The sequence below is a fragment of the Streptomyces sp. WAC05292 genome (assembly GCF_003949955.1).
GTDB classification, from domain to species: domain Bacteria; phylum Actinomycetota; class Actinomycetes; order Streptomycetales; family Streptomycetaceae; genus Streptomyces; species Streptomyces globosus.
The window spans coordinates 1-5,285 of record NZ_RPSE01000422.1 but is presented as its reverse complement, the minus strand read 5'-3'; the positions used below and the strand labels follow the sequence as shown (position 1 = coordinate 5,285).

At 74.3% G+C, this 5,285-nt stretch carries 3 protein-coding genes; 2 read left to right on the top strand and 1 reads right to left on the bottom strand.

Annotated features, from left to right (window positions below; translation table 11 throughout):
• Window positions 1-150: 150 nt before the first annotated feature.
• Window positions 151-1,968 carry a thiamine pyrophosphate-requiring protein gene (locus EF903_RS28335; RefSeq protein WP_125547872.1) on the top strand — a complete coding sequence of 606 codons (1,818 nt, stop codon included), beginning with the start codon at window positions 151-153 and terminating at the stop codon, window positions 1,966-1,968.
• A gap of 129 nt (window positions 1,969-2,097) precedes the next feature.
• Complete coding sequence (locus EF903_RS28330; protein ID WP_260616043.1) at window positions 2,098-4,323, top strand: catalase; 2,226 nt, start codon at window positions 2,098-2,100, stop codon at window positions 4,321-4,323.
• Between the two features lie 262 nt (window positions 4,324-4,585).
• Here EF903_RS28330 and EF903_RS28325 read toward each other — a convergent pair whose 3' ends face one another.
• Complete coding sequence (locus EF903_RS28325; RefSeq protein ID WP_125547870.1) at window positions 4,586-5,146, bottom strand: hemerythrin domain-containing protein; 561 nt, start codon at window positions 5,144-5,146, stop codon at window positions 4,586-4,588.
• Window positions 5,147-5,285 lie beyond the last annotated feature (139 nt).

Below are 5,285 nucleotides of genomic sequence, written 5' to 3'. Positions count from 1 at the left end.
GTACTCGACACCCCACTCCCGCAGGCGCTGCAACAGCTGGTCGGCGACCTTCATCGGGCTGCTCCCTCCACGTCCGGTCCGTGTAGGGCCGGCGCCCCGGGGCAGGCGCGGCGGACGGGCCATCGGACCGGACGTGGAGGGAGCAGCCCGATGAAGGTCGCCGACCAGCTGTTGCAGCGCCTGCGGGAGTGGGGTGTCGAGTACGTCTTCGGCTATCCGGGGGACGGCATCAACGGCCTCCTCGCCGCCTGGGGGCGGGCGGAGGACAGGCCGCGGTTCGTGCAGTCCCGGCACGAGGAGATGTCCGCGCTCCAGGCCGTCGGGTACGCCAAGTTCTCCGGCCGGACGGGCGTGTGCGCCGCCACCTCCGGCCCGGGTGCGATCCACCTGCTCAACGGCCTGTACGACGCGAAGCTCGACCACGTCCCGGTGGTGGCCGTGGTCGGGCAGACGGACCGCACCGCGATGGGCGGCTCGTACCAGCAGGAGGTGGACCTGGCGGCCCTGTACAAGGACGTCGCCTCCGACTACTGCGAGACGGTCAACGTGCCGCAGCAGCTGCCGGGCGTCCTGGACCGGGCGATGCGGATCGCGGCGTCCCGGCGCGCGCCCACTGCGGTCATCGTCCCGGCCGACGTGCAGGACCTCGACTACGAGCCGCCGGCGCACGAGTTCAAGCAGGTGCCCTCCAGCCTCGGGATGGGCCGCTACGCGCCCGTGCCGGCGGACGAGGACCTGGAGCGGGCGGCGGAGATCCTCAACGCCGGCGAGCGGCCGGCGATCCTCATCGGGCAGGGTGCGCGGCAGGCCCGCGCGGAGGTCGAGCAGGTCGCCGAGGTCCTCGGCGCGGGCGTCGCGAAGGCGCTGCTCGGCAAGGACGCCCTGCCGGACACCCTGCCGTACGTCACGGGCGCGATCGGCCTGCTGGGCACGCGCCCGTCGTACGAGATGATGCGGGACTGCGACACCCTGCTGGTGGTGGGCTCCAGTTTCCCGTACACGCAGTTCCTGCCCGAGTTCGGGCAGGCCCGCGGGGTGCAGATCGACATCGAGCCGGGCATGGTCGGCCTGCGCTACCCCTTCGAGCTGAACGTCGTCGGGGACGCCGCGGAGACCTTGCGGCGGCTGCTGCCGCTGCTGCGCCGCCGCCGCGGCAACCGCGCCTGGCGGTCCGCGATCGAGAAGGGCACGGCGCGCTGGTGGAAGGTCATGGAGGGGCGGGCCGAGGTCCCGGCCGACCCGCTCAACCCGGAGTACGTGGTGCACGCACTGGACGGGCTGCTGCCGGACGGGGCGATCGTCACCGCGGACTCCGGGTCGGCCGCGAACTGGTACGCCCGGCACCTGCGGCTGCGCGACGGGATGCGCGGCTCCCTGTCGGGGACGCTCGCGACGATGGGCCCGGGGGTGCCGTACGCGATCGGCGCGAAGTTCGCCTGCCCCGACCGGCCGGCCATCGCGCTGGTCGGCGACGGGGCGATGCAGATGAACGGGATGGCCGAGCTGATCACCGCCGCGAAGTACCACCGCGAGTGGTCCGACCCCCGCCTGGTCGTCGCGGTGCTGAACAACGGCGACCTCAACCAGGTGACGTGGGAGATGCGGGCCCTGCAGGGCGCCCCGCAGTTCGAGGCCTCGCAGAGCATTCCGGACGTGCCGTACGCGGAGGCGGCCGTTCTGTTCGGGCTCGGCGGCGAGCGGGTGGAGGACCCGGAGGACGTGGTGCCGGCCTGGCGCCGGGCGCTGGCCGCGGACCGGCCGTACGTCCTCGACTTCCGCACCGATCCGGCCGTGCCGCCGATCCCGCCGCACGCGACGTGGGACCAGATCACCGCGGCCGCCGCGGCGGTGCTGCGCGGCGACAGCGACCGCGGCGCCGTCGTCCGGCAGGGTCTGAAGGCGAAGGTCAGGGAGTTCCTGCCCGGCGGCGGGGCCCGTCGTCAGGCCGGTCGTCAGGCCGATCGGTAGGCCGATCGGTAGGCCGGTCGGCTTCGGGACGCATCGGGACGATCTGCCGGGGCAGGCGCCGGGGGACCCGGGCCGCCGGGGGCACTCTCCGGCGGCCGTCCGATGCCACCGCGACGTCTGGAGCACTCCATGGCAGAGCAGAACCCCGCAAACGCCGCCGGCGGCCCCGTGCCCGGCAGGCCGGGGCCGGTCCCGCCGCAGGTGCCCGAGCCGACCGACCCCGGCGGCCCGCTGCCGCCGAAGCCCGACCAGGCGGGGCCCGAGACGGTCGGCCCGACCGGGCAGCCCACCGGCGCCGGTCAGGACCGGCGGGCCCAGGGCGGGCCCTGGCTGACCACCGCGCAGGGGACCCGGCTGTACGACACGGACCACTCGCTGAAGGCGGGCCCGCGCGGCCCGGTCCTGCTGCAGGACCACCACCTGCGCGAGAAGATCATGCACTTCGACCACGAGCGGATCCCCGAGCGGGTGGTGCACGCCCGGGGCGCGGGCGCCCACGGCGTCTTCCTCGGCTACGGCACGGCCACGGAGATCTGCAAGGCCGGCTTCCTCGCCAAGGACGTCGAGACGCCCGTCTTCGTGCGCTTCTCCACGGTGCTGGGCTCCCGCGGGTCGGCGGACACCGTCCGCGACACCCGCGGTTTCGCGACGAAGTTCTACACCGACGAGGGCACCTTCGACCTCGTCGGGAACAACATCCCGGTGTTCTTCATCCAGGACGCGGTCAAGTTCCCGGACGTCATCCACGCCGGCAAGCCGCACCCGGACCGGGAGATCCCGCAGGCGCAGAGCGCCCACGACACCTTCTGGGACTTCGTCTCCCTGCACACCGAGGCGGCCCACCACACGCTGTGGAACATGTCGGACCGAGGCATCCCCCGCTCGTACCGGATGATGGAGGGCTTCGGCGTCCACACCTTCCGGATGGTCAACGCCTCGGGCGGGACGGCCCTGGTGAAGTTCCACTGGAAGCCGAAGCTGGGCGTGCACTCCCTGGTGTGGGAGGAGGCGCAGCTGCTCGGCGGCGTGGACCCGGACTTCCACCGCCGGGACCTCTTCGACGCGATCGAGGCGGGCGCGTTCCCCCAGTGGGAACTGGGCGTGCAGGTCTTCCCCGACACGCCGGAGCAGGCGTTCGAGGGGATCGACCTGCTGGACTCCACCAAGATCGTCCCGGAGGAGCTGTCGCCGGTGCAGCCGATCGGGCTGCTGACGCTGACGGCCAACACGAAGAACTTCTTCGCCGAGACCGAGCAGGTCGCCTTCCATGTCGGCCACCTCGTGCCCGGCATCGACGTCACGGACGACCCGCTGCTGGCCGGACGGCTCTTCTCCTACCTCGACACGCAGATCACCCGGCTGGGCGGCCCGAACTTCGCACAGCTCCCGATCAACCGGCCGCACACGGCCGTCAACGACATGCTGCGCGACGGCATGCACCAGACCGCCGTGCACACCGGGGTGGCCCCCTACCACCCCAACAGCCTGGACGGCGGCTGCCCGTTCCTCGCGGGCGCGGAGACGGGGGCGTACGTGGAGGCGCCCGTCACCGTCCCGGCCGCGAGCAAGGTCCGCGAGGCGCCGCTGTCGTACGCGGACCACTTCACGCAGCCGAGGCAGTTCTGGCTGAGCATGTCGGAGCCGGAGCGCGAGCACATCATCGCCGCGTACACCTTCGAGCTGGGCAAGTGCTACGAGCAGGCCGTCAAGGAGCGGCAGTTGGGCGTGCTGGCCAACATCGACCCCGTGCTGTGCGCGAGGGTCGCCGAGGGACTGGGCCTGCCGGCGCCGGAGGCCACCGCTCCGCTGGCCGACCCGGAGCCCAGCCCGGCACTGTCCCAGGTCGGCGGCGCATGGCCGGTCGACGGCCGCACGATCGGGATCGTCACCGACGGGACGGGGGACCTCTCGCAGGTGCGGGCCGTCCGCGACGCCGCCCTCGGGGCGGGGATGCTGCCGCTCGTCATCGGGCCGTCCGGCGGGACGGTCGGCTCCGACGGGGACGCGCTGACCGTCCAGCGCACCTTCGCCACGGCCCGCTCGGTGGAGTACGACGCCCTGCTCTTCGCCGGGGTTCCGGCCCCGGCGGCGGACGCGGCCGGGGGCCTCGACGCGAAGGCGGCGCTGCCGCAGGCCGACGGCGCCGACCCGCGGATGGTGCTGCTGCTGGGCGAGGCGTACCGGCACGGAAAGGCGCTGGGCGGCTGGGACGGCGCGGACCGGCTGCTGGAGGCCGCGGGCGTGCCGGCCGGCGCGGAGGGCGTCGCCCTCGGGTCGGACGGCGCGGAGGCGTTCGGCCGGCTGGCCCGGATGCTGCCCGAGCACCGCGTGTGGCGGCGCTTCGGCACAGGCTGACGGCCGGGGGCAGTCCTGCGGCGGCTCCGCTCCCGGCCGTGCGTGAGGGCCGGGAGCGGAGTCGCGCGGCCCTGCCGGGTGCGCCGGGCCGGGGCGGCGCTGCCGGGCATCCCGCGCGGCTTCCGGCTCGCGCTCGTGCACGGATGCGTCGGCGGCCGCCGCGGCCCCGCCTTCCGCGAGGACCCGGCCGCCGCCGGTCCCGGACGCCCCGGTACGCGGTCGGGCCGTACGGCGAGGAGCCGGTGGCGCCGACCGCCGCGGGTCAGTCCGACCTGCCCCGGCCGGTGACGAAGTCCCGGACGCGGTCCACCATGCCCAGGCCCGGAGCGAGGATCTTGTTCGCGGGGGGTGTGGAGGGGCTGCCCGGGTGCGGGCGGGTCGGCGCGGTCTTCTTCGCCCGGCGGATGCGGTCGCCGAGCTCGTCGAGCGTCTCCTGGGAGCAGTTGTGGCGCAGCGTCGGGAAGAGGTTCTCCTCCTCGTCCCGGATGTGCGCGAGGACCTCGGTCCGCAGGGCGTCCACGCAGCCGGTGAACCGCGCCTCGCCGGGGTCCAGCGCCTCCAGCTCCTTCAGCATCTCCTCGACGCGGCCGTGGTCGGCGATCTCCTTGTCGGCGATGAGGTCGCCGCCGTCGAGGTGCTCGCGCACGGCCGGGTAGAGGTACTGCTCCTCCGCGACCGAGTGCCGGACGAGTTCGATGGTCAGCTGGTCGGCGATCCGGCGCCGCTCGTCGGCGTCCGCGGCGGTCTCCAGCCGGCCGAAGAACTCCTTCACCTCGTCGTGGTCGGCGGTGAGTTCCCGAACCACGTCTCCACCGTGTCCCATGGTCTGCCTCCCAGGCGGCCGGTGCGGCGCCGGGGGCCGGTCCGGCGGCGAGGGACAGGGCGAGGGCGGCGACGGCCGCGGTGCGCTTCGGGGCCCGCTCGCTAGGGGCGGCCCCCGCCGCCCGGGCATGGGGTGCGGC